The organism is Asanoa iriomotensis, assembly GCF_016862515.1.
Lineage (GTDB): Bacteria > Actinomycetota > Actinomycetes > Mycobacteriales > Micromonosporaceae > Asanoa > Asanoa iriomotensis.
Genome location: NZ_BONC01000069.1, coordinates 18468 through 41041, shown reverse-complemented (window position 1 = coordinate 41041; position 22574 = coordinate 18468). Strand labels below are relative to the sequence as shown.

Below are 22574 nucleotides of genomic sequence, written 5' to 3'. Positions count from 1 at the left end.
CCTGGAGCGGCGCACGCAGGCCGCGGTCCTGGCCACCCGGTTGCTCGGCAAGAAGCACTGAGTCAGAGCAGCAGTCCGGCGTCGGTCGGGACCTCCGCCATGTCCACAGTGGGCCCTTCGGCCCTGCCACCCGATGGCGGCGCGCCGCACGCTGATCCGTGTGGAGACCGGGAGAGGAGAAGCGATGAACAAGACCCGGATCGTCGTCGGCGTGGACGGATCCGACCCGAGCGTCGCCGCGACACGGTGGGCGGCGCACGAGGCCCGACGCACCAGCGCCACGATCGTTCTGGTGCACGCCGTCGACTGGGACTACTACGGTGCCCGTTTCGACGGCGGCACGATCCTGCGGGAATGGGCCGAGGACAGGGCGAACGCGACCCTCGCCGACGCGGCCGCCGTGGTGGGCGCGGCCGCACCCGGCGTCGCGGTGGACCGCCGCGCGGTGCTCGGGTCGCCGGTGCCCGCGCTGTTGGCGGCCGCCGCCGACACCGCGACGATCGTGGTCGGCAACCGTGGCCGCGGCGGGTTCGGCAGCCTGTTGCTCGGCTCCGTCGGCCAGCGCCTGGCCACGCACGCGCCGGTGCCCGTGGTCGTCGTCCGTGGTCGCCCCGACGTCGGCGCCGGCGCGGTGGCGGTCGGCGTCGACGGGTCGCCGTCGTCGCTGGACGCCCTCGCCGAAGGCTTCCGAGCGGCCGCCTCCCGTGCGGCGCGGCTGATCGCGGTGCGGGCCTACATACCGCCCACGCCGCCCTGGGGTGTGGACGTGGAGCCCGTGGTCTACGACGTCGCCGACCGCGACGCGGAGCTGCACGCCGAGCTCGACGAGGTGCTGGCGCCCTGGCGCGAGAAGTTCCCGGACGTCGCCACGGAGACGCTCGTCGCACACGGCAGCGCGGCCGGCGTCCTGGTCGGCGTGTCGCACACCGCGCAGCTCGTCGTCGTCGGCACCCGTGGCCACGGCAGCGTCGCGGGCACGCTGACGGGTTCGGTCGGGCTCCAGCTCGTCCACCACGCCGACTGCCCGGTCCTGATCGTCCGCTGAGCAGCTCGGCCCTGGAGCCGGCGCCGCGGAGGCGCCGGCTCCAGGGTGTCGTGTCCCGCCCGTTCAGGGACCTATGGCCCGGTCGCCAACCGCCGAACGGCCCGGTTCGCGGCCTCCCGGGATGTCAACCTGGAGGCAGGGCTTTGCACCGAGCAGCGCTGGACACCGAGGAGGCGGCCATGGCGACCCGGGTACTGATGGGCTTCGACGGTTCTCCGCCGTCGACCGCGGCCATCGACGCCGGCGCGCGGCTGTTCCCGGGGGCCCGCGCCTGGATCGCCCACCTCTGGGCACCCCCGTTCGCCGACGCGCGTCTCCGGGACCGCCTGAGGACCGGCACCCGCCACGTCGACGACTTCGCACAGGCCCTTGAGCGCGAGGGCGAACGTGAGGCGAACCGGACAGCCGGGGTGGGTGTCATTCTCGCCAGGGCGGTCGGCTGGGACGCGGAACCGCTCGTGGTCCGCAGCTACGGCGGAGAAGGGCTAGCGCTCAGCGACCTCGCGGAGAAACTCGACCCGGACCTGGTGCTGGTCGGCTCGCGTGGCCTCGGCGGCGCCGAGGCGGTGCTGGGCAGTGTCTCCGACACGGTCGCGCACCATTCGCCGCGCCCGGTCCTCGTCATGCCGCACCCGCTCCTGACCGCCGAGTACGCGGCCCTGACCGACGGGCCCGTGCTCGTGGCTTTCGACGGTTCGGACGGCGCGCGCACGGCGCTCGCGACCGCCGAACGGCTGTTCGACGCGCGTCGGCTCGAGCTCGTCACGGTCGATGACGACCAGCCGCCCGAGGACGACGCTGCCGGCCCGGGCAGCGCGCCCGTGACCAGGCTGCACGTGGCCGCCCGACCGGGCCCACCGGGTCGCGCGGTCGCCGCGGCGCTGGCCGGATGTGCCCGGGACCGATCGGCGGCCGCGCTGGTCGTCGGCTCGCGGGGACGCTCCGCGATGCGCGAGATCCTGCTCGGCAGCGTGGCGATGGCCACCCTGCACCACGCCGGCCGGCCCGTGCTGGTCGTGCCCGCACCGACCGATGACTGACCACGGAGGCCGACAGCCCATGGGCTTCACCGTCGTGGCCGGTGTGGACGGCTCGCCGGCCAGCCTCGCCGCGGCCCGCTACGCCGCCGGCGTCGCGGCGCGGCGCGCCGGCTCGTTGACGTTGGTCCACGGCTTCATCGATCCGCTGGGGTACGGGGTGCTCGGCCCCATGGCCTTGCCGGTCGCCTCGCCGGATCCGGGCGCGGACGGCGAGGTGCTGCTGGCGGACGCGGTCGAGTTGGTCGCGGCGGACTTCCCGCGCCTGACGATCCGCACGATCCTCGCGCCGGACAGCGGCACGACAGCCCTGATCGACCAGTCGCGGAAGGCCGACCTGGTGGTCGTGGGTCATCGCGGCATGGGTGGCTTCCCCGAGTTGCTGCTCGGATCGGTCGGCGCGCAGGTCGTCGCCTACGCGCACTGCCCGGTCGTGGTGCACCGGCCGACCGTGGACCTCCCGGCCGACGCGCCCGTGGTCGTCGGGGTCGACGGCGCGGAGGGCGCCGACGCCGTTGTCGGGTTCGCTTTCGACGAGGCGGCCGCGCGCGGACTCCCGCTGAACGCGGTACACGTCTACCTGTCCGTCGACGAGGGCTCGGCGGCGCGGGCCGAGGGGGTCCTGAACGCGGCGGTGGCGCCCTGGGAGGCCCGGCGTCCGGGGGTGCGGGTCCGGCGGGACGCCCGCGGGGTGCGCCTCGACGAGCCCGCGTGGGGTTGGCACACCGGCCCGACGGCGAGCGCGGAGGCGATCTTCGTGGCGGCGTCGCGCCGCAGCGCGCTGGTCGTCGTGGGGGCGCGCGGCCGGGGTGGGTTCAGCGGGCTCCTCCTGGGCTCGGTGAGCCAGGCGTTGGTGCACCACGCGCACTGCCCGGTCGCGGTCGTCCGCGACGAGGAGCCCACTGGTCCCGAAAAGACGTGACCAATGCCCGTGGCGACCCGGCACGTCGGCGACGAACCTCGAGGTGGGACGAGCGGAAGGGGCGCGACGATGAAAGCGAAGGTCGGCGACCGCCTGGTCCTCGAAGGCACGCATGTCGGCGATCCCCGCCGCTACGGCGTCGTGATCGGGCTCAAGCACGGGGACGGCAGCCCTCCCTACGTCGTGCGGTGGCTGGACACCGGACACGAGGCGCTCGTGTTCCCGGGCCCTGACTCGCGGGTCGAGGCACACACCACGACCTGAGGCGGACGTGACGGAACGGACGCGTGAGAGAAGGGGAACCGGTGATGAGACAGTGGACCGTAGCGGACGTCATGACGCGCGAGGTCGTCTCCGTCGCTCCGGACGCGTCGTACCGGGAGGTCGTCGACGCACTGCTCGACAGCGGTGTCAGCGCCGCGCCGGTCGTCGACGCCCGCGGGCGGGTCGTCGGCGTCGTGTCGGAGGCCGACCTGCTGCACAGGGTGGAGACCACGGGCGACGAGCGGCACCGCAGGGTCTTCGGCGGCAGCCGCCACGGTGACGCGCCGGGCGCCGCGGCGGCCGACCTGATGACCGCGCCGGCGATCGTCGTCGCGCCGGAGGCGTCGGTCGCGGCGGCCGCCCGGCGGCTGGAGTCCGAAAGGATCAAGCGGATGCCGGTGGTCGACGCGGACGGGCGCCTGGTGGGCGTCGTCTCGCGGCGGGACCTGTTGCGTATCCACACGCGCGGTGACGCGGACATCCGCGCTGAGATCGTCGACGGAGTGCTGCTCCGTACCCTCTGGATCGATCCGGTGGTGGTGGAGGTGGACGTCGCCGACGGAGTCGTCACGCTCACCGGCCGGGTCCAGAGCCGCAGCCTCGCTCGGCTCCTGGTCGACCTCTCCGGCACGGTCGCCGGCGTCGTCGAAGTGGTCGACCGGCTGGCGTGGGACCACGACGACACCAGCGTGGTCCGGGACCGCCGGCACGTCGCGGGCGGGAGAAGGTGAGATTCATGCTGGGACACGGGTTCGGGATGGCGTACGTGTCGTTCTTCGGCGTACTCGTCATCGTCCTGCTAGGGGTGGTCGTCGCGCTGTTCTGGCGCGCGGCCGGGAGGTCGCGAAGCGACGACGACGCGCAACGCATCCTCGAGGAGCGATTCGCCCGCGGCGAGATCGGCGAGGACGAGTACCGCCGGAGCGTGGAGCTCCTGCGGTCCGGTCGCCTGAGGCGATGATCATGCGGCGGGCCGCGGCCGCTAACGCTCGATCATCGCGGTCCGGCGCCGCGCGGCGAGTGCCCCGCATGCGGTGGCGACGGCCGTGCTCACCAGCGCGGCGATGACGATCGCGGCCGACTCCTCCGCGCGCAGCACGCCGGTCTGTTCGCCCACGGCCACGGCCGCGACCGGAAGGCCCAACTGCGCGGCGGCCAGGCCGCCCAAGGCCAGCGGCTGGCCGGTCGCCCGCATCGCCAGGTGCGCGGCGATCGCGAACCCGCCGAGGACGAGCCCCAGCAGCACGCTCGACGGGTGGCTCCCGACCGCCGCGAGCGGCAGGGACGCGCCGAGCCAGACGAAGAACAGCGGGCCGAGGAATCCCTCCGTCAGGGCGAACAGCTGTTTGGCGAGCCGGCGTGGCTCGCCGACGGCCGCTACGGCGAGGCCGAAGCAGAAACCCGCCAGCAGGATCGACACGTGCGTCGTCACCGCCAACGCCGAGAGTGCGAAGAGGAGCACCAGGTTGATCCGCATCTCCAGCGCGAACCCACGCTTCTCCGAGACGCGGTGGGCGCGTTTGCGAAGGCCCGACCGTTCCAGCGCCCGCAGTGCCACGAACAGCAGCACCGAGCACGCGACCACCGCGACCGCGCCCGCTGCGGACCGACCGGCGGTGGACGGGTCGATCACCAGCGGCAGGGCGACCACGCACGCGGCGTCCGCGATCGCTACTTGCGCGACCGTCTGCAGCACCCGTTCGCCGGCGAGCCGCTCCTCGTCGACGATCGGGAGCACCAGCGCCGCGGAGGAGGACGCGATCAACACCGCGTAGAGGGCCGCGTGGCCGGTCCCGAAGATCGTCGCGGCCGCCCAGCCGAGGGGTGCCGCCAACGCGCCCACCGCCGCGGCCCGACCGAGCCCGACGCGCAGCGAGGGCGCCAACCGGCGGTCGCGGACAGGGACGTGCGAGCCGGCCACGAACATCACCAACGCGAAACCGACGTTGGCCAGGAACGCGAACGTCGCCTCACCGGGGTTGAGATAACCGGCGACCGACGGTCCGAGCAGCACACCGGCCACCAGTTCGCCCAGCAGCACCGGCACGTGCCAGCGGCGGGGCAGCGCGAGCAGCGGCCCGAGGAGCGCCACCGCCGACACCACCGTCAACGTCGCGAAACTCACCCCGTCACTCTGCTACCTCCGGCGCACCAGGGTGTGCAGGCCGGGCGTGGCGGCGATGGAGCCCGACCCGTCGACGGCAAGGGCCTGGTGGTCGGGATGCGCCGCGAGCCAGTCGAGGTCGTCCGGCCCGCGCACGACCGCCGCGGTGGCGTACACGTCGGCCCAGGTCAGCGACGGGCCGAGCACGGTCACCGAAACCGTCCCGCCGATCCGGCGGCCGGTGCGCGGGTCCACGATGTGTGCGCCCCGCCGGGCGGTCCCCGAGGTGGCGACCGCGGTGTCGCCGAGCTCGAGCACCGCGCACAACCGCTCCGGTGCGGCCGGATCCTCCACACCGACGCGCCAGCGGGGCAGGCCGGCGCCGACGCGCAGCACGATGTCGCCGCCGGCGTTGAGGCTGAAGTCGGCGACACCGCGGTCGGTGAGCAGGTCGCCGGCCCGCTCGACCGCCCACCCCTTGACCAGGCCCGACGGGTCGAAGGCGACGCGCCCGTCCGGGCCGGGGAGCAGGGCGTCGAAGCAGCCGCCCGTGCGTTCCCGGGCCAGCTCACAGAGGTCCAGCACCTCCCGCATCAGCGGATCGCAGTCGGCGAGCGCCCGCACGCCCCGGTTCAGCTCGCTGACCTGGCTGTCCGGACGGTGGAGGCTGAACATCCGGTCGACGCGGCGCAGCCACGCGAACGCCGCGGCGATCGCTGAGGTGTCCGCGCCCTGGCGCACGTGCAGCGAGATCGGCATGCCCATGATCTGCTCGACCCAGCTCCGCCGGCCGGCCGATCCGTCGCTCGTCACGAGCCGCTGCCGAGATGCGCGGCGTCCAGGGCGGCCTGCACCGACTGGAGGTACGCGTCGCTCGTCGCGGTCGCCCCGGTGACCGTGTCGACCCGCGCGCTCTGCGCGTCGAGCACCTCCTGCCGCAGCAGCGGCACCGCGTACGAGTTGATTCGTTGCGAATGACCGTCCTGGGGGAGCGACACCGTGCTCACGTCGACGATCCGCCCGGCCGAGACCGCTATCCGCACCTGGACCGGCCCGAAGCCGTTGTCCTCGACGCTGCCGTTGACGCTCACCGTCGCGGCGGAGGTGGCAGCCGGGTCCGCGCCCGTTCCGGTCGGTCCGACGATGCCCGGCGGTGCGGTGCCGGCCGACCCGCCGGAACCTCCCGTGCTGGTGCGGTAGCTGAACAGCAGCACCAGCGCCGCGACCGTGCCGACCACGGCCAGAGTGATCCGCCTCAACCCTCAGCCCTCCCTCGCGTCGAGGCCTCGCCCGCGGTGCTCACCAGGCGAAGGACTCGTAGTGGATCTGACCGTTCGGCACCCGTGCGTGCCGCAGCGCCGTGCGGACGGCGGCCATCCACAGCTCGGGGCCACACACGAAGACGTCCTGGTCGCGTACGCCCGGCGCGATCCGCAGCAGCGCCTCCTCGTCGCTGAGGTGACCGAGCCAGGCCGGCAGCCAGGAGCCCCGCGCCGCGGCCGGACCCGGCAGGTAGTGCACGGCCACGCCGCGGCGGCGCGCGAGCTCGTCCAGCTCCGCCCGCAGCGCGAAGTCGTCGGCCGTGCTGGCGCGGTAGACGAGCACCGCCTCACCTGGCCGGAACGGAAGCTCCTCCAGCAACGCCCGCAGCGGCGTGATCCCGATGCCCGCGCCGAGCAGCAGGACCTGCCGTCGCGTGCGGGCCCGGGCGGTCAGCCGCCCGTACGGGCCCTCGATCAACACGCGGGTGCCGGGGCGGGCGCACGCGATGCGCCGGGCGTCGTCGCCGCCGGACCGCACGGTGATCCGCAGCCGCTCCGCGCCCGGCGCCGCCGACAGCGAGAACGGGTGGGCCCGCGTCCAACCGGTGCCGGTGAGGAACCGGAACGTGAAGAACTGACCCGCGCGCACCGGCATCCGGTGCAGGTGGCGGCCGGCGAGGTGGACCGAGAAGACGTCCGCGGTCTCCCGGACGACCCGCTCCACGCGCAGCCCGTGCCGGTGGCTGCGCCACAGGGGCAGCGCCACCCGGAACACCAGGACGCTGCCGGCGCAGCAGGCGTAGGCGCTCCACCAGTAGGCGCGGGCGGCCGGCGAGCTGACGAAGTCGGTGCCGGTCCAGAGCTGATGGGGCAGGGCCAGCCCGACGCCGAGGTACGCGTACAGGTGCAGCAGGTGCCAGGACTCGTAGCGCAGCCGCCGGCGCGCGCGGCGGATGGACAGGGCGACGACCGCCACCAGCGCGGCGGTGCCGGCGACCGCGAGCAGCATTCCCGGGTAGTCCACAGCGAGTTCCCAGGCCTCGGTGAAGACGTCGGTATGGCCGGCGCCGGCGTAGCCGATGGTGATCAACACCACGTGCGCGCACATCAGCCAGAACGAGGTGAGGCCGGCGCACCGGTGCCATCGGGCGAGTCGGTCCTGGCCGAAGGCACGCTCGAGCCAGGGCACCCGGGCCATCAGGAACACCTGCGCGAGCAGGAGGTCGCCGGCGACCAGCCCGGTCAGCCGCCCCAGGGAGGAGAACGCCGCGGTGCCGCCGTCGGTGACCGCCCGCAGCCCGGCGCCGTGCAGCCAGAGCGCGACCACGACGACCACGCTCGCGGCCGCGACCGCGCCCAGCAGGTCCGGCGACCAGGACCTGGCCGGCCGCACCGCTTCTCGTCGAACCGCCACGGGACGAGCCTGACGACGGAACCTGAAACCACGATGAGGAACTGCCCGGCGCAGGCTGGGTATCGCCTGGCTCGGTGGGTGAGCTATCCGCCGGCGCTGCCTTACAGCCCGGCCGGGAAGCTGTAGCTCGCCGGTGGGTTCGCCTGCTGCGCCGCGGTGCCGTACACGAGGGCGATCTCGTCGTGTGCGTGCAGCACGATGGCCGCGGGGTCGCCCTGGACGGCCTTGCCGTTCACGTACGCCTGCAGCACCTTGCCGTCACCGGCCCGCAGCCCGCCGACGTGGTCGGCCGAGAGCGACACGTTCCACTCGGTGAACAGCTGACCGAGGCTGAACTCGGCCTTGACCGGCGACTCGACGTGCACCACGCCACTGGTGTCGTGGGTGTGCAGCGGGCTCAGCTGGCCGGTGGTCGCGTCGATGCCGATGTCGGCCGGCACCGACACCGCCTGGCCGTTGGCGATGACGTCGAGGTGCGCGTGGATGTGCTCGACGTTGCCTTCCTCACCCAGCATCGGCAGCCCGGCGGCCGCCACCCGCGCGGTCGCGTCGGTCGGCGCCGACCACGGCGGCTGGGTCGCGGCGCCCTCAGCGGTGACGGCCGGAGACTTCGGGATCCCGGACGCGGTCGCCTTGGAGCCGGTCAGGCTGAGCGCGAGCACCACTCCGGCCACGATCAACACCACCAGCCCCACCATGCTGTACGTGAACAGGTGCCTCCGGCGGCGTTCGCGCTTCCGCTGTGCCTCCACAGCCTTGCGAGCCTCGGCGGCGCGGCGGGCCTTGCCGCTTCCACTGGTCATGCGCGGGCGATCCCCTCGATGCGCGTGGCGCCGGGTCGTCCGGCGCACGTCCACGGTGCGTCGGGAACCTGGGAAAGTGCGGCGAGCTTCCTGAGTACGACGTGTGTGAGCCGGGTCGCACGGCAGGATGACCGGGTGGGCGCAGAATCCTCGCCGGCCGGTGGCCACGATGCGTTGCGGGCCGCTGTCGTGGTCGCCGCGCTCGGGGTCGTCTTCGGCGACATCGGCACGAGCCCGATCTACACCATCCAGACGGTCTTCAACCCCGCCGACCCGCACCCGGTCCCGGTCGAGACCGCCAACGTGTACGGCGTCGTGTCGCTCGTGTTCTGGTCCGTCACGCTCATCGTCACGCTCACCTACGTGACGCTGGTGATGCGGGTCGGCAACCGGGGGCAGGGCGGCATCATGGCGCTGATCACGCTGCTCCGGCGCAACGGCGGCGGCCCCGGTCGTCGGCGCGCGGTGGTGCTCGCCGCGCTCGGTGTGTTCGGTGCCGCGCTGTTCTTCGGCGACAGCATGATCACGCCGGCGATCTCGGTGCTGTCGGCCATCGAGGGCGTCAAGGTCGTCCAGCCCGGATTCGCGCACCTGGTCGTGCCGATCACCGCGGTGATCATCGTGCTGCTCTTCCTCTTCCAACGGCAGGGCACGGCCACGGTGGGCCGGTTCTTCGGGCCGGTGATGATCGTCTGGTTCGTCGCCATCGGGGCCTGCGGTGTGAGCGGGATCTACCAGAACCCCGAGATCCTGCGGGCGGTGTCGCCGACGTACGCCTTCTCATTCCTGGCCGGAAACTTCGAGGTCGCGTTCTACTCGCTGGCAGCGATCGTGCTCGCGGTCACCGGAGCCGAGGCGCTCTACGCCGACATGGGGCACTTCGGTCGGCGGGCGATCGCCCGCGGCTGGCTGGCGCTGGTGTTCCCGGCGTGTCTGCTCAGCTACTTCGGCCAGGGCGCGCTCATCCTCGGCGACCAGAGCAAGATCAGCAGTCCGTTCTTCCTGCTGACCCCGGACTGGGCCCGGCTGCCCATGGTGGTGCTGGCGACCGCGGCGACCGTCATCGCCTCGCAGGCGGTGATCACCGGCGCCTACTCGGTGGCGTCCCAGGCCGCGCAACTCGGCTATCTGCCACGGCTGCGGATCGCGCACACGTCGGTGTCGACGATCGGCCAGATCTACGTACCGTGGATCAACTGGCTGTTGATGGTCTCGGTGCTGACGCTGGTCTTCGCGTTCCGCTCGTCGGCCGCGCTCGCGTACGCGTACGGCATGGCCGTGGTCGTGACCATCACGATCACGACGCTGATCTTCTTCTATCTGGCCCGGGTCCGGTTCCACACTCCGCTGTGGCTGGTCCTGACGGGCGGCGGCCTCCTGCTCGCCGTCGACCTGCTGTTCCTCGCCGCCAACCTCACCAAGCTGCTGCACGGGGCATGGCTGCCGCTGCTGATCGGCCTGACCGCGTTCGCCGTGATGACGACGTGGCAGCGGGGCCGTGCGGTGGTCACCCGCGAGCGCCAGCAGGCCGAAGGGCCGCTCCGCGAGTTCGTGGCCGGACTGCACGACCAGTCGCCGCCCCTCACCCGGGTGCCGGGCACCGCCGTGTTCCTCAACCGGGGCAAGGAGACGGCACCGCTGGCGCTGCGCGCCAACGTCGAGCACAACCACGTGCTGCACGAGCACGTGCTGATCCTGTCGATCGAGACCGAGAACGTCCCGTACGTGCCCGACCGCGAGCGCATCGAGGTCGACGACCTCGGGTTCCGCCGGGACGGGATCCTCTACGTCTCCGCCCGCTACGGCTACATCGAGACGCCGAACGTGCCCGCCGCGCTCGCGCTGATCCACCCCGAGCAGACCGAGGGCGTGCTGACGTTCGACGACGCCTCGTACTTCCTGTCGAAGATCGAACTCGTCCGCGGCGACCTGCCCACCATGGCGGGCTGGCGCAAGCGGCTGTTCATCGCCACGTCCTATGTGACGGCCGACGCCGCCGAGTACTTCAGCCTCCCGCGCGAGCGCACGGTGATCATGGGCTCGCGGATCGCGGTCTAGTCGTCGTCCTCGTCGTCCTCGTCGTCGTCCTGCTCGCCACCCGGGCACGCCGTGAGACCGAGCACCGCGACGGTGCCGCCGGCGATGGCGAACGTCCGGCCGAAGAATGCCCGCCGGCTCAGCCCGCTGTTGCCGGCTCTGGTCTCGCCGTCCGCGTCATGTCGAAGGTCATCCATCCCGGCATGATGGCATCCTCCGGGGTCCGCCGTGAACCCTGCCGTCGCGTCGTGCGGCGTCTGAAACGCTTTCGACCGGCGTGCAAGGTTCTTCGGCCCGGTGATGTCTTAGTCCGTGGAAGGAGGATCCATGGACGAGGCAGCCGAGCTCGAGTTCACCGCGTTCGTCGCCGAGCGGGGTCATCGCCTGCTCCGGGCCGCGTACGCGCTGACCGGGAACCGGCAGGCGGCGGAGGACCTGCTGCAGACCGCGCTGGCCAAGACGGCGCTCCATTGGGCCAGGGTCGAGCACGGTGCCGAGCTGTACGTGCGGAAGATCCTCTACCACGACCACATCTCACGCTGGAAGAAGCTGCGCCGCCTGCGTGAGGTCCCGGTCGAGTCGGTGCCCGACCACAGCGCCCGCGGTGACCTCTCCCGCGAGGTGGCGGACCGGCTCGCCGTGCACGGTGCGCTGCTCCAGCTTCCGCCACGACAGCGGGCCGTGCTGGTGCTGCGGTACCTCGAGGACCTCAGCGAGAAGCAGGTCGCCGAGGTGCTCGGCTGCTCCCCGGGCACGGTGGCCAGCCAGGCATCACGGGCGCTGGCCCGGCTTCGCGAGCTCGTACACAGCCAGGGCCTCCTGGCATCCGACGACGCCGACCTGGAGGTCATGAAATGAGCGAGGAACGGGTGGAGCACGCCCTGCGCGGCCTCGGTGAGGATCTGCGCTACACGAACCCGACCCGGGCGGTGCTGCGGAAGACCCGGCGCATGCGGGTGCGGCGAAACATCGTCGGCGGGTCCGGCGCCGCGTTGGCCGTCGCGGCGTTGATCACACCTTTCGCGTACGGCTTCCGCGAGGCACCGTCGACGGTGGCGCTGCCGGGGATCTCGGCCAGCCCGCCGCCGACCGCTCCCTCGCCGACCTTGCCCGTGTCCAAGCCGGCGCCACCCGGTGCGGTGGCGCTTCCGGGTGGCGTCTACGTCGCCAGCGCGAGCAACGACTCGGGCAGCCGGGTCTACGACCCCAAGTCGCACAGGTACCGCGCGTCCGGCCATCCGCGGGCCTGGGTGTCACCGGACGGAAAGCTCGCCGTCGTCGCCGACGAGAACGGCCGGTTGGGCATCCTCGACCTGCGCGGTGCGGCCGTGCGCTGGATCAAGGGATCGAAACTGGCGGTCGGCCGTCCGGAGTGGTCGAGCGACGCGCGGCAGGTGGTCTTCGCCGGACCGGGCTCCGCACCGGACACGCTCGGCATCGTCCTGGCCGACGTGGCCTCGGCGCGGGCGCGCACCCTGCGACCGGCGGTGCCCTGCTGGGAGTTCTGCCAGCCGAGCTGGCTGCCCGGCGACAAGGAGGTCGCGCTCCCGGACGCGAACCAGCCACGGTCGGGGCTGCTGGCGTACGCGGTCGCGGACGGTCGCTCCCGCCCGGTGACGCTGGCGGGCACGGTGCAGACCAGCAGCGCCTGGTCGCCCGACGGCCGGCACGTCGTCGCGGCGATCCTGCGCGACGACCGCGCCTCCGGAGTCGGGATCATCGACGCGGCCACCGGCGACGTCGCGGCGGAGCTCGACGTCACGCCGGGGGACGAGGTCGAGGCCAGAGCCGTCGTCTGGGCCACCACGGACCAGATCGTGGCGGTCGTGGCCAGGGACCTGGTCGTCTTCTCGACCGAGGGCAGGGAACTGCGGCGGATCCCGCTGCCGTCCGCACTGCGCGGTGTCCAGAACCAGCTCGCCTTCGCCCGCCCCTGACCAGCCGGTTCAGCGGTTGACCACGGTGCCGCCGAGAAGTCGGTCGCACTCCTCCGGCGTTCCGATCGCGGCGCGGTGCTCAGGGTGTGCGGCATAGTGCCGGATCGCGTCCGTCAGGAGCCCCGCGGTTGGCAGTTCTTGTCGGACCCTTGGGCCAGACTGCGTGCATGACGTTGACGACTCGGATGCTCACGCCGGAGACGTGGGACGACTTCGCGGCGCTCGTCGAGGCCAACAACGGCGTTTGGGGTGGCTGCTGGTGCATGGGCTTCCACCCGGAGGGCGTCGGCGCCGGCCACACCGCGGAGGGCAACCGCGAGGCCAAGCAGCGGCACGTGACCCGCGGCACGGTCCACCAGGTGCTCGTCTTCGACGGTGACCAGTGCGTCGGCTGGTGCCAGTTCGGCTCGCCGGCGGAGCTACCCAACATCAAGAACCAGCGCGCCTACGAGCGGGAGGCCGGCGACCCGCCCGACTGGCGCATCGGCTGCGTCTTCACCAACTCGAAGGACCGCGGCAAGGGCGTCGCCGCCGCTGCGGTGGCCAAGGCCCTTGCCGAGATCAAACGCGCCGGCGGCGGCGTGGTCGAGGCTTACCCGGAGCAGACCGAAGACCGCCCACCACAACGGGGCGCCTACCTACACACGGGCCCGGAGGAGCTGTACGCCCGCTACGGCTTCACCCGCGTCCGCAAGATCGCAAAATGGCGGTGGGTCATGCAAGCCAAGATCTGACGGCCGAGAAGGTCACCGTGACGGCGGGGCGCGCCGCCCGCGGTCGGCGACGCGCCCCCTTGCTGGGTGGGTCAGGTTCGTTGGCAGGTCACTGTGGACGGGGCCGTCGTGGAGCCGCTGCCGAGGAAGCCGAACGTCGTCGTGGCGTTCGGGGCCAGGCTGCCGTTCCACGAGGTGTTACGGACCGTGACCGTCGCCGCCGGCTGGGTATAGTCGCCGCCCCAGAGTTGGCTGATGCGTTGGCCGTCAGCGTAGGTCCACGTCACCGTCCAGGTCGTGGTCGACGTGCTGCCCGTGTTGCGGACCGTGACCTCGCCCTGGAAGCCGCCCGGCCACGAGCCGGTCACCCGGTACGTGGCGGAACAACCGCCTGGGCCGGTCGTCGGCGTCGCGGTCGGTGTCGGGCCCGCGGTCGGTGAGGCTGTTGGCGACGCCGTGGGGGAGGAGGTCGGGCTCGCGGTCGGTTCCGGGCCCGTGCGGTCCGCGACCAGGATGCCGCGGCCGTTCGTGCCCAGGTAGACCCGGCCGAAGACCCGCGGGTCGCCGGTCAGGGCCTCGCCGGCGTTGCCGTACTGGTGCTGGTCGTCGTTGATCCGCACCCACGACGCGCCTGTGTCGTCCGAGCGGAACACGCCGCGGACGCCGTCGACGGTGCCGACCAGGAAGACCGCCGGGTACGAGCGGCCCGGTGCCGCCTTGCCGAAGCCCACGTTGACCGCGCTCGACACCGACGCGAGCCGCCCGAACGTCGTGCCGTTGTCGGTCGACCGGTAGAGGCCCGCCGTTCCGGCCACCCAGACGTCACCACCGACGGTCTTCAGCTTCGCGCCGTCCCCCAGGCCCGAGGCGCCACCGGTGAACGTGCGCCCGCCGTCCGTGCTGGCGTAGACGCGACCGGCCGCGTACCCGAAGAAGCGCGACGCGTTGGACCGCGACGCCTCGACCAGAGCGCCCGCCGGTATGCCCGACGACGGTGACCAGGACGACCCGCGACTGGTCGAATAGTGCACGCCCACGCCCTGCGGGCTCCACACCATCGCGCTCGCGTCGGTGGACACCGCCACCGTGCCGCCGCCGGTCACGCCGCCCGGTTCCTGGCCCTGGTACCAGGTGCGGCCGCCGTCCGTCGAGACGCCGATCCGGTTCAGGTTCGGGTTCGCCGCCCTGTCGCCGTTGCCGACCCGGACCATCACCGACGGGTTCGCCTCGGCGAAGTCCAGGCTCGTGTTGCTGCCCAGGTTGGGCGTGTCGTGGAAGGACGACGGCACCGCGGTCAGGTCGTCGTGCCGGAACCCGCCGATGTCACCCAGCGCGCTCACCAACGGCGCACCGGACGGCGGGCTGGCCAGGTCGAGCACGGCCGTCTCCTCCAGCCCACGGGCCATCGGCCGGACCGTGAACGTGCCGCTCGCCGTGTCCCACGCGGTCAGGTTGGTGGTCGCGTAGACCGTGGCCCCCGTGCCGTACAACATGCGGTTGGAGTCGAACGGGTCGATCTCCAGCGACTCGGTCATCCAGCCGAGCTTCGGCGTCTGCTCGGGCGCGGAAGGCGCGGTGTTGAAGTCCAGCCACGGGTTCGCCGAGATGTCCATCGTGTAGCGGTTGACCCGGTTGGGATAGCCGTTGAAGTCCCACACCCGGGACCACGTCGCGCCACCGTCGCGGGTGCGGAAGAAGATCACGTCGGGCCACCAGGAGATCTGCGTGGCGACCACCAGCGTCCCAGGGTTGGCCCGGTCGATCGTCAGTCCACTGTAGCCGTAGTACGCGTCCGCGCTCGTCGACGGCACCGGACTGACCCGCGTCCACGCGCCCGTCGACCGCGACAGCTTCCACACGTCGCCCTTGCCACCGTCGTACGGCCCGCCGGTGTCGCTGGTCGCGATGTAGAGGAAGCCACCCGCGGGGTCGATCACCGCCTTGTGCGCGAGGTAACCCGTCGGCTGGTCCGGGATCCGCTGCCAGGTCGCACCGGCGTCGGTCGAGCGGTAGACCGGGTTCTGCTTGTCCGCGACCCCGACGTAGATGGTCCGCGTCGCCGAGCCCGCGGACCCGGTCGACGGGTCGAACTCGACCCAGGTCACGCCCTGGTTCCCGGTCAGATAGCCGTTGGGATCCGACGGGTCCTGCGCGTAGTTGCCCGCGTTCGGGAACGCGGTCACCCGCGCCCACGACGCGCCGTAGTCCGTGCTGCGCCACAGCCCGTTGCCGCCCTCGGCGCCGAAGTACAGGATGCGGCCGTCGTTGGGGTCGACCGCGAGCCGTTCGCCCTGGCCGCGCCCGGGCATGTTGCCACCCACCTTGAACGGCAGCGGGTACGCGGACCAGGTGGTGCCCCGATCGGTGGAGCGCAGGATCGCCCCGTTGTTCGGGTCCCAACTGTTGGTGTACATGCCGACGGCCGCGTACACCCGGTTGGTCTGCACCGGGTCGGCGGCGATGCTGAGCACGCCGTTCCACCCCCAGCGGTCCCAGCCCACCCAGTCGAGCAGCGGGGTCCACGAGCCGGTGCCCGCGTTCCAGCGGTAGGCACCGCCGATGTCGGTCCGGGCATAGATCAGGTCGCGCTGGCCGGGATTGAAGACGATTCCGGGTACGAAGCCGCCGCCGTCGATCCGGACGTTGCGCCAGTTGTACGCGTCGCTCGGCGCCGCGGCGGCGTGCAGCGCGGGGCTCGGCGGCGCGAGGACGGTGAGGGCGGCCGCCGCGGCCACTACGGCCGCGGCGAGGGCCGGCCCCCAGGTGCGGGTTGATCGCATGTCTGCCTCTCGGTGTGCGTGGTGTGTCGCGCACAGCGGAGGCCCACGACCGGCGCCGACGGGCGGAACGGGATCGTGCGGCGCGCCTGCCCTGGCGCCGCACCCCGGCCCAACTCCCGCGCTCGGCCTCGCCGCCGAGGTTCACACGTGCTATCGGGCCCTGTCAATGACCGGAAGGTATCGTGATGCGGCAGCATCACGATGGCTGAGGACTCCCAACACATGGTGTGATGGTCGACATGTGCACTACGCAGGAGTGTCCATCGCAGACCACCACCTCCCGGGTCGGCGCCGTCACAAGACGGGCCGCCCTGTTCGGCGGCGCCCTGGTCGCCGCCGGCGCGGCGCTGCCCGCCACCGCCGCCCAGGCCCACGGACGTCGCGGCCTAGCCGACCTGACCTATCCGCTGACGACCTCGTTCCCCGCGTTCTCGCCAGGGGAGGAGCCCGCCCGGCGGACCTTCGTGACGATCGAGAACGACGGCTACTACATGCAGGAGTGGCGGATCCTGGAGCACTACGGCACGCACGTCGACGCACCCGGGCACTTCGTCAGCGGCGGCCGCCTCGCCACCGAGATCCGCATCGACGAGCTCGTCGCCCCGGTCGTCGTGGTCGACATCGCCAAGCGCGCCGCCCGCGACCCCGACACGACGGTGTCCGTCGACGACCTGCTCGCGTACGAACGCCGCTACGACCGCATCCCCCGCGGCGCCGCGGTCTTCATGCACTCGGGTTGGGGCGCGAAGGTCGGCGACCCGGCGGCCTACCGCGGCACCGACGCGGCCGGCGGGCTGCATTTCCCGGGCTTCAGCCCGGACGCCTGCGAGTGGCTGCTCCGCCGGCGCGGCATCGGCAGCCTCGGCGTCGACACGCTGAGCATCGACCCGGGCAACTCGGCCACCTTCGACACCCACCTGGTGCTGCTCGGCGCCGACCGCTACGGCGTGGAGAACGTCGCCAACCTGCACCGCCTGCCCCGGCACGGCGCGACGGTCATGGTCGGCCTGATCCCCTACGAGGGCGGCTCCGGCGGCCAGGCCCGCGTCTTCGCCACCTGGTAGCCGCACCCGGACGGGGCGATTTCCCGGCCCGGGCAGGTCGCGCTGTCCGGGCCACGGCCGGCGGTGAGACGATGTGTCGATCGCCGACCGGCCATTGGAGCGACGTGCCTTTCGACAGCTACCCCGCCGTGCCGTTGCTCCCGTGCCCGCCCGGTGGGGTCGACCGCCGCGCGATCGAGGCCGCGAGCGCCGAGTGGGTCCACTCCACCGCGTTCGGCGCACTGCTGCGGGAGTTCGGCGGCAAGCTGGGCGGCGGGCCGCTCGGCGAGGTGCTCGACGAAGCCGAGCGTTTCTCGGCCGAGGCCTGGGACTTCCGGCGGGGCGCGGAGCGCAGCGGCGCCACCGAGGTGACCTTCCCGTCGCACGTGGAGGTCCTGGTGCGCGAGGCCGCCACGGCGCTGGGTCTCGCCGGCCGGACGCGGCCGGCGGCGACCGCCTACGACCACGTGCTGATCCTCGGCGGGGGCGTCCGCACCAGCCTGGCCCGCGCCCACCACCTGGCCGACCTGTTGCGCGGCGGCGTCGAGACGCCGGCCGTCACCGGGCTGGGCAGCTTCCGGCCTCTGCCGAGCGAGACCCGCGACGCGTCGGAGTTCGGTCTGCCCGAGTGTGAAACCGAGGCCGACGCCGTGGAGCAGGCCCTGCGGCGCGCGCTCGGGTTGTCCGACGGCCCGCTGGAGCACGTGGGTGAAAAAGCAGGGGAGCCGTGGCGGGTGCGGGCGTACCCGGCACACCGCCCGACGGTCTCCGTCCTGGCCGCGCCGCCATCGCGCCCCGGTGCGCGCGCGAACACCGGGGACACGCTCGTCGGCTGGACGGACCTGGTGGCGACGGCCCCGGCCGCCGGGGCCCGGCTGCTGCTCGTCACCACCGACCTGTTCGTGCCGTTCCAGCACACCGACGCCGTGCGGCTGTTGGGCCTGGGCTACGGCTGCGGTGTCGAAACGGTCGGACTGGCTCTCGCCGGTCCACAGTCGTGGCTGCGTGCGCCGACCACCAGCGCCATCCTGCAGGAGGTCCGCTCCGCGATCGTCTCGATGCGAAAGCTGCACCTGGCGCTGGCCGGCTAGCGGCGACTAGCGGCGGAAGCGGGCCACGAGCACGTCCGCCAGCAGCACGAGGCTCTTGATCGCGATCGCCCAACCGTACTGTCCGGTCGCGGCACAGGTCATCGCGGTCAGCTCGGCCGCACCACGGGCCGCGGTCCAGCAGGCGTCGCGGTTCGGGTCGTCGGTCTCCATCGTCATCCCTCCCTTCTCGCCTGTGGACGGTCGCGCGGAGTCCATGATCGACTTAACGGCGTTCGCCGAGGCTCGGTGCTACCGGGCAGTAACCCGGAAGTTCGCCCCGATCGGGTTCCGCCGCCTGCCCGATGGCGTTCTTGCGCCGAAGGTCCGATCGTGTGGCGAGGTCGGCGGAAGGGCGCACGATGGAGCTGGAGCTCGGCGTCGACGAGTCGCTCCTGCTGCTGCGCACGTGGCAGGCGCTGGCGTCCGGCGCCTCCGAGCGGATCGCGAACGGCCTGACCGACCACCGCCGGACCGCCTACCTGCGGCTCGACCGGGAGACCCTGCCGAAGCTGGAGCGTTTCCTGGCCCGGCGCACCGGGGCCGGCGCGGTCGCCTGGCGCGCGCTCCCGGACATCCGGCCGGCGGCGACGGCGGCCCTGGCCAATGTGGAGCCGCCAAGCGGCGCCGACCTGTTCTTCCTGCCGGACGTCCCCGCCCACCCGGACCCCCGCCCACGCCGGGCGACACGCGGCGCCGACGCCGGCGACCTGCTGAACCTGCGCTATCCGTACTGGGACATCCGCCCACCGAAGTCCGCCGGGTTCCGTGCCCGCCTGGCCCGCGCGGTGAGCGGGAAAGCACCAGCGAAGCTGCACCCGCTGGAGGCGCTCGCGCTCGAGGCGACCGATCCGCGCAACGGGCGGCGGGCCGCGATCACCGCGGCATTCCGCGCGCTGTGCGAACGCCGCGGCACGGGCATCACGCAGCGGCACGAGCACCTGCTGGAGCTGCTGGCCGTCCCCGCGATGACACGGAAGACCCCGGCCGGCGACGCCGAGCTCGCCGTGCTGCTCTACCGCGCCTACAAGCTGGCCACGTTCGCCCGCTCGACCCGCTATCTCGACGCGGCCCACGCGGGCTGGGACGACGGCCTCGGCGTCACGATCCCGTTCGCGAGGTCGGACCTGGACTACCTCCCCGTCACCATGAACCCGAAGCTCCGCGGGCTACCCGTCCCCGCGCGCTGGGTCCGGCTCTGGGACCGGTGGGTCGAGCCCTACGACGACCGTCACGCGGCCCTGTTCACCGAGCTGACCGACCCGGCGAGACCCTGGCTCGACTCCCGGACGCTCAAGGACGAGCCCGAGGTCGCCGCCCGACTCGGGGCGATCTTCGAGCTGTCGGCGTTCGACGTGGACCCGGGCGTGCCGACCCCAGAGCTGGTCGGCTGGCTCTTCCGGCTCATGCTGTACGACGGGGTCGCGGCCACGATGGCCAAGCAGGCCCGGGAGGCCCGCGACACCGACGACCCGCGCTGGCGGCCGCCGCCGCGGCCTCGGGTGCGGACGACGCCGATCCCGCCGGCCACGGTCACGGACGGGGCGGACGAGGAGCTCGTCGAGCGCCTCCGCGACCGGGTGGACCTCCTCGAACGCGGTACGGGTCGGAAGGACCGCCTGCTCCGCGACTGGTTCGACGACGAGCAGGCGCTCTACGAGTGGACCGTCATGTTCGGGCGGGCGACCGGAAGCGGAGACCTGGACGACCGCGTCCGGCTGCTCAGCGGCCTCGTCCAGGCGGTCGGGATGCGACTCAAGCTCGACGAGCCCGGTCACGACCGGATCCGCGCGTTCATGCCGTCGCTGCAGGCGCTGTCGGTCAACCTCCTCAACCTGCGACCCGAGGCCCTGCCGACCGCGTTCCGGCACACGCTCGACGTCGCCACGCCCGCGACGGCCGGCGCGTACGCCGCCAACATCCACCGCTCGCTGGCCATCGCACACAGCAAACGCCACCGGTACGTCGAGGCCCTCGCCGACCTGGCCCAGGCGAACGCGTGGCTCGAGGCCGCCCAGCACCTGTCGCCACGGAGCGAGCGCGCGGTCCTGGCGGCGACCGAGACGGCCCAACAACTGGCACTGCAGGGCAACGGGCTGCACGTGCGGGTGTTCGAATGGTTCATCGGCCACCCGGCGCGCGCGATGCCGGGATCCGACAGCACCGACCTCCGGGTGCGCCGCAAGCTGCGCGCCTTCAGCAGCCAGGCACTCACCTCGGCGAGCACCGCCCTGACGACGCTGGAGCTGCTCCAGGACCGGTTCGACCTGCCCGCCCGGCGCGATCCCACGCGGGCGGCCACCGCGGGTTGGCAGGTCAACACCCGGCTGATGTACATGCGCGCCCTGCTGTGGCGGGCGATGGTGCTCGCTCTGGACGCCGCCGACCGGCGGCGGAGCGCGGCGGAGCGGCAGCAGTACGCGAGGAGCGCCGACGCGCTGTGCGACTACGTGCCGGTGCTCTACCGCGAGGTGACGGGCCTGCCGCTGAGCGTCCCGAACCTGTGCGAGCTGACGCGGATCTCCCTGGCGCACGCGTTCATGCGGCGGCTCGCGTTCATGTGGCCGGCACCGGCCCGCGCCGACCTGCTGCCCGCGCACCTGGCCAGGCCGGCGCGGCACCGGCGGTTCGACGTCGAAGCGGCGTCGCGCTACCTGCTCGCGCACCACCACAAAGCCGGCGCGCTGGCCCAGATCACGTACGCCCCGCTGCGGAAGGTGCTGGACGAACGGTCGCGGCCGGCGGACTGGGACGGCGACAGCCCGTACGCCCGCTGGTCGAGGCTTCCGGAGACGGTCACCGGCCTGCGCCGCACCTTCGTCCCGGCGCAACTGCTCCGACTGCCGAACGTCCCGTCGCCCGTCCCGACGGCCCGACTGTGGGTTACGCGACCGGACGGCGCAGCGAGTACGTGACGCCGTAGAGGCGGTGTGGCTCGTTCGGGAAGTACGTGGCGCTGCGGTCGTAGCACTGCCAGCCCGCCTCACCCGCCCGGTTGAGGTGGCGCATGTCGCTGAAGCGCTCGTCCGTGCCCCAGCGCTGCGCCCCGCCGACGGAATGGAAGGTGGCGGTCCAGTCCATGAACTGATCGCCGCCGTAGGTGCCGGCTGCCCGGTACTCGAGGCGGGCGTACTCCCAAGTGGTCACATCGAGGATTGTGCCGGTCGGCGCCCGGCACGGGCTAGCGGGCGGCCATCGTGCACTCGACCACCGGCTCCGGCGCGACGACCGTGGGCCGGCGGGTGGACAACCAGCAGCCGGCCACGATCAGTGCGAAGCCGAGCACCGTGCTGACCCGCAGCGGCTCGTCGAGGATCGCCACGCCGAGCAGCACCGCGACCACCGGGTTCGCGTAGGTGACCAGGCCCGCTTTGCTGGGACCCGCCTCGCCGATGAGCCGGTAGAACGCGAGCAGGGCGACCGCCGTGCAGAGCAGGCCGAGCGCCACCAGTGCGGCCCACGAGCCGCCGCTGACCGGCCCGGTCGGCAGCGCGAACGCCGCGAACGGCGCCAGCACGATCGTGGCCACCGTGGTGGTGCCGGCGACCAGCGCGGTCGGCGGCACGTCGGACGCCCGCCGCTGCACGTAGACGGTGGCCAGCGCGTAGAGCAGGGTGGCCAGCAGGATCATCCCCGCGCCGAGCAGCCCCAGCCGGTCGCCGGACACGTCGAGCCCGACCAGCACGGCCACGCCGACCAGGCCCAGCGCGAGCCCGACCCAGCCGGAGCGCGTGAGCGGCTCCCGGCGCAGCATCAGCAGCGCGATCAGCACCGGCTCGATCGCGATCAACAGGCCGGTCAGCGACGAGCTGATGTGCACCTCGCCGTAGGTGATCAGCAGGAACGGCCCGACGATGTGGATGAGCCCGAGGGTCACGACGGGCACGAGGTGGTGGCGCAACGACGTCAGCGTGCCCTGCGCGGCGGCGATCGGCACCAGCACGAGCGCGGCGATCGCCACCCGGCCGAAGACGACCGTCATCGGCGACAGCTCGTCGATGGCGATCTTGATCAGCAGGTACGGGATGCCCCAGAGCACGGCCACCAGAGCGAAAAGGATCCAGGCTCGACGATTCACACCACGAGCTTCGCGCCGTACCGTATGCAGCGGTAGTGATGATTTGG

General features: G+C 72.7%; 23 protein-coding genes. 13 read left to right on the top strand and 10 right to left on the bottom strand.

All coding sequences use genetic code 11. From position 1 onward, the window contains the following. Positions 1 to 184 precede the first annotated feature (184 nt). From Air01nite_RS33315 to Air01nite_RS33290, 6 genes are all read left to right on the top strand, one after another. Entirely contained in the window at positions 185 to 1045 is an 861-nt protein-coding gene (locus tag Air01nite_RS33315) for a universal stress protein (RefSeq protein ID WP_203707343.1), read from the top strand. A 179-nt stretch (positions 1046 to 1224) separates the two neighbouring features. After that, complete coding sequence (locus tag Air01nite_RS33310; protein ID WP_203707342.1) at positions 1225 to 2085, top strand: universal stress protein; 861 nt, start codon at positions 1225 to 1227, stop codon at positions 2083 to 2085. 19 nt (positions 2086 to 2104) lie between these two features. Continuing rightward, a complete protein-coding gene (locus Air01nite_RS33305; RefSeq protein ID WP_203707341.1) occupies positions 2105 to 3004 on the top strand; it encodes a universal stress protein in 900 nt (299 codons plus the stop codon). Positions 3005 to 3073: 69 nt separating this feature from the next. Beyond that, a complete protein-coding gene (locus tag Air01nite_RS33300) occupies positions 3074 to 3268 on the top strand; it encodes a DUF1918 domain-containing protein (protein ID WP_203707340.1) in 195 nt (64 codons plus the stop codon). Positions 3269 to 3312: 44 nt separating this feature from the next. Next, positions 3313 to 3999: a CBS domain-containing protein gene (locus tag Air01nite_RS33295; RefSeq protein ID WP_203707339.1), complete on the top strand. Its 687-nt coding sequence runs from the start codon at positions 3313 to 3315 to the stop codon at positions 3997 to 3999. 5 nt (positions 4000 to 4004) lie between these two features. Then, the gene (locus tag Air01nite_RS33290; RefSeq protein ID WP_203707338.1) at positions 4005 to 4229 is read left to right on the top strand and encodes an SHOCT domain-containing protein; all 225 of its coding nucleotides are present in this window, start codon (positions 4005 to 4007) and stop codon (positions 4227 to 4229) included. A gap of 21 nt (positions 4230 to 4250) precedes the next feature. Here the strand turns inward: Air01nite_RS33290 and Air01nite_RS33285 are convergent, their stop codons facing one another. The 5 genes from Air01nite_RS33285 to Air01nite_RS33265 all read right to left on the bottom strand — a co-directional run bounded on the left by Air01nite_RS33285 (position 4251) and on the right by Air01nite_RS33265 (position 8851). After that, positions 4251 to 5393 carry a cation:proton antiporter gene (locus Air01nite_RS33285; RefSeq protein WP_203707337.1) on the bottom strand — a complete coding sequence of 381 codons (1143 nt, stop codon included), beginning with the start codon at positions 5391 to 5393 and terminating at the stop codon, positions 4251 to 4253. 12 nt (positions 5394 to 5405) lie between these two features. Beyond that, on the bottom strand, positions 5406 to 6185 hold the full coding sequence (locus Air01nite_RS33280) for an FAD:protein FMN transferase (RefSeq protein WP_203707336.1): 780 nt from the start codon (positions 6183 to 6185) through the stop codon (positions 5406 to 5408). After that, positions 6182 to 6631 (bottom strand): FMN-binding protein, encoded by a 450-nt coding sequence (locus Air01nite_RS33275; protein WP_203707335.1) that lies wholly within the window; start codon positions 6629 to 6631, stop codon positions 6182 to 6184. The genes Air01nite_RS33280 and Air01nite_RS33275 overlap by 4 nt, the downstream gene beginning before the upstream one ends. A gap of 40 nt (positions 6632 to 6671) precedes the next feature. Continuing rightward, the gene (locus tag Air01nite_RS33270) at positions 6672 to 8048 is read right to left on the bottom strand and encodes a ferredoxin reductase family protein (protein ID WP_203707334.1); all 1377 of its coding nucleotides are present in this window, start codon (positions 8046 to 8048) and stop codon (positions 6672 to 6674) included. A gap of 101 nt (positions 8049 to 8149) precedes the next feature. Then, positions 8150 to 8851 carry a hypothetical protein gene (locus Air01nite_RS33265; protein ID WP_203707333.1) on the bottom strand — a complete coding sequence of 234 codons (702 nt, stop codon included), beginning with the start codon at positions 8849 to 8851 and terminating at the stop codon, positions 8150 to 8152. Between the two features lie 135 nt (positions 8852 to 8986). Here Air01nite_RS33265 and Air01nite_RS33260 point away from each other — a divergent pair, with 135 nt between their 5' ends. After that, on the top strand, positions 8987 to 10909 hold the full coding sequence (locus Air01nite_RS33260) for a potassium transporter Kup (RefSeq protein WP_239091145.1): 1923 nt from the start codon (positions 8987 to 8989) through the stop codon (positions 10907 to 10909). Here the strand turns inward: Air01nite_RS33260 and Air01nite_RS33255 are convergent. Continuing rightward, complete coding sequence (locus Air01nite_RS33255; protein WP_203707331.1) at positions 10906 to 11085, bottom strand: hypothetical protein; 180 nt, start codon at positions 11083 to 11085, stop codon at positions 10906 to 10908. The two genes, Air01nite_RS33260 and Air01nite_RS33255, sit on opposite strands and share 4 nt — an antisense overlap. Before the next feature lie 130 nt (positions 11086 to 11215). Here Air01nite_RS33255 and Air01nite_RS33250 point away from each other — a divergent pair, with 130 nt between their 5' ends. From Air01nite_RS33250 to Air01nite_RS33240, 3 genes are all read left to right on the top strand, one after another. After that, complete coding sequence (locus Air01nite_RS33250) at positions 11216 to 11746, top strand: SigE family RNA polymerase sigma factor (protein WP_203707330.1); 531 nt, start codon at positions 11216 to 11218, stop codon at positions 11744 to 11746. After that, on the top strand, positions 11743 to 12825 hold the full coding sequence (locus tag Air01nite_RS33245; protein ID WP_203707329.1) for a TolB-like translocation protein: 1083 nt from the start codon (positions 11743 to 11745) through the stop codon (positions 12823 to 12825). The genes Air01nite_RS33250 and Air01nite_RS33245 overlap by 4 nt, the downstream gene beginning before the upstream one ends. A gap of 167 nt (positions 12826 to 12992) precedes the next feature. After that, on the top strand, positions 12993 to 13559 hold the full coding sequence (locus tag Air01nite_RS33240; protein WP_239091144.1) for a GNAT family N-acetyltransferase: 567 nt from the start codon (positions 12993 to 12995) through the stop codon (positions 13557 to 13559). Between the two features lie 71 nt (positions 13560 to 13630). Here the strand turns inward: Air01nite_RS33240 and Air01nite_RS33235 are convergent, their stop codons facing one another. Further along, positions 13631 to 16318: a cellulose binding domain-containing protein gene (locus Air01nite_RS33235; protein ID WP_203707328.1), complete on the bottom strand. Its 2688-nt coding sequence runs from the start codon at positions 16316 to 16318 to the stop codon at positions 13631 to 13633. Positions 16319 to 16557: 239 nt separating this feature from the next. On the opposite strand from Air01nite_RS33235, the gene Air01nite_RS33230 reads away from it, so the two are divergent. Further along, a complete protein-coding gene (locus Air01nite_RS33230; protein ID WP_203707327.1) occupies positions 16558 to 17382 on the top strand; it encodes a cyclase family protein in 825 nt (274 codons plus the stop codon). Between the two features lie 104 nt (positions 17383 to 17486). Next, the gene (locus Air01nite_RS33225; RefSeq protein WP_203707326.1) at positions 17487 to 18452 is read left to right on the top strand and encodes a hypothetical protein; all 966 of its coding nucleotides are present in this window, start codon (positions 17487 to 17489) and stop codon (positions 18450 to 18452) included. 6 nt (positions 18453 to 18458) lie between these two features. Here the strand turns inward: Air01nite_RS33225 and Air01nite_RS33220 are convergent, their stop codons facing one another. Beyond that, entirely contained in the window at positions 18459 to 18629 is a 171-nt protein-coding gene (locus Air01nite_RS33220) for a hypothetical protein (RefSeq protein WP_203707325.1), read from the bottom strand. A 155-nt stretch (positions 18630 to 18784) separates the two neighbouring features. Here Air01nite_RS33220 and Air01nite_RS33215 point away from each other — a divergent pair, with 155 nt between their 5' ends. Next, the gene (locus tag Air01nite_RS33215) at positions 18785 to 21364 is read left to right on the top strand and encodes a hypothetical protein (RefSeq protein WP_203707324.1); all 2580 of its coding nucleotides are present in this window, start codon (positions 18785 to 18787) and stop codon (positions 21362 to 21364) included. Here Air01nite_RS33215 and Air01nite_RS33210 read toward each other — a convergent pair. Next, positions 21333 to 21596, bottom strand: a complete 264-nt coding sequence (locus Air01nite_RS33210; RefSeq protein WP_203707323.1) for a hypothetical protein — start codon at positions 21594 to 21596, stop codon at positions 21333 to 21335. The two genes, Air01nite_RS33215 and Air01nite_RS33210, sit on opposite strands and share 32 nt — an antisense overlap. A 34-nt stretch (positions 21597 to 21630) precedes the next feature. Continuing rightward, entirely contained in the window at positions 21631 to 22527 is an 897-nt protein-coding gene (locus Air01nite_RS33205) for a DMT family transporter (RefSeq protein ID WP_203707322.1), read from the bottom strand. Between the last annotated feature and the right edge of the window lie 47 nt (positions 22528 to 22574).